General features: G+C 52.4%; 1 rRNA gene. It reads left to right on the top strand.

Annotation, left to right across the window (positions count from 1 at the left end):
* Positions 1 to 1,676, top strand: a 23S ribosomal RNA gene (locus tag VME0621_RS25945); the annotation flags it as partial.
* Positions 1,677 to 1,715 lie beyond the last annotated feature (39 nt).

The raw sequence follows: 1,715 nt of genomic DNA, 5'->3' as shown, positions 1-1,715 counted from the left end.
TGCTGGAGGTATCAGAAGTGCGAATGCTGACATGAGTAACGATAAAGGGGGTGAAAAACCTCCTCGCCGGAAGACCAAGGGTTCCTGTCCAACGTTAATCGGGGCAGGGTAAGTCGACCCCTAAGGCGAGGCCGAAAGGCGTAGTCGATGGGAAACGGGTTAATATTCCCGTACTTCTTACAATTGCGATGGGGGGACGGAGAAGGCTAGGTGGGCCTGGCGACGGTTGTCCAGGTTCAAGTGCGTAGGCTTAAGGTTTAGGTAAATCCGGACCTTTTTAAGGCTGAGACACGATGTCGAGCTACTACGGTAGTGAAGTCATTGATGCCATGCTTCCAGGAAAAGCCTCTAAGCTTCAGATTGTAAGGAATCGTACCCCAAACCGACACAGGTGGTCGGGTAGAGAATACCAAGGCGCTTGAGAGAACTCGGGTGAAGGAACTAGGCAAAATGGTACCGTAACTTCGGGAGAAGGTACGCTCTTAGTGGTGAAGTCCCTTGCGGATGGAGCTACCGAGAGTCGCAGATACCAGGTGGCTGCAACTGTTTATTAAAAACACAGCACTGTGCAAAATCGCAAGATGACGTATACGGTGTGACGCCTGCCCGGTGCCGGAAGGTTAATTGATGGGGTTAGTTTTCGGACGAAGCTCTTGATCGAAGCCCCGGTAAACGGCGGCCGTAACTATAACGGTCCTAAGGTAGCGAAATTCCTTGTCGGGTAAGTTCCGACCTGCACGAATGGCGTAATGATGGCCACGCTGTCTCCACCCGAGACTCAGTGAAATTGAAATCGCTGTGAAGATGCAGTGTACCCGCGGCTAGACGGAAAGACCCCGTGAACCTTTACTACAGCTTGGCACTGAACATTGAGCCTACATGTGTAGGATAGGTGGGAGCCTTTGAAGCAAGCACGCCAGTGTTTGTGGAGGCAATCTTGAAATACCACCCTTGTATGTTTGATGTTCTAACTTGGTTCCCTAATCGGGAATGAGGACAGTGCCTGGTGGGTAGTTTGACTGGGGCGGTCTCCTCCCAAAGAGTAACGGAGGAGCACGAAGGTGGGCTAATCACGGTTGGACATCGTGAGGTTAGTGCAATGGCATAAGCCCGCTTGACTGCGAGAATGACAATTCGAGCAGGTGCGAAAGCAGGTCATAGTGATCCGGTGGTTCTGAATGGAAGGGCCATCGCTCAACGGATAAAAGGTACTCCGGGGATAACAGGCTGATACCGCCCAAGAGTTCATATCGACGGCGGTGTTTGGCACCTCGATGTCGGCTCATCACATCCTGGGGCTGAAGTCGGTCCCAAGGGTATGGCTGTTCGCCATTTAAAGTGGTACGCGAGCTGGGTTTAGAACGTCGTGAGACAGTTCGGTCCCTATCTGCCGTGGGCGTTGGAAGATTGAAGGGGGCTGCTCCTAGTACGAGAGGACCGGAGTGGACGAACCTCTGGTGTTCGGGTTGTGTCGCCAGACGCATTGCCCGGTAGCTAAGTTCGGAATCGATAACCGCTGAAAGCATCTAAGCGGGAAGCGAGCCCTGAGATGAGTCTTCCCTGGCGCTTTAAGCGTCCTAAAGGGTTGTTCGAGACTAGAACGTTGATAGGCAGGGTGTGTAAGCGTTGTGAGGCGTTGAGCTAACCTGTACTAATTGCCCGTGAGGCTTAACCATACAACACCCAAAGGGTTTTGATGGACTCAAAGCAAGAAC

This window comes from Vibrio mediterranei, assembly GCF_900088415.1.
In the GTDB taxonomy this organism is placed as follows: Bacteria; Pseudomonadota; Gammaproteobacteria; order Enterobacterales; family Vibrionaceae; genus Vibrio; species Vibrio mediterranei.
This window is presented reverse-complemented; position numbering and strand designations above follow the sequence as displayed.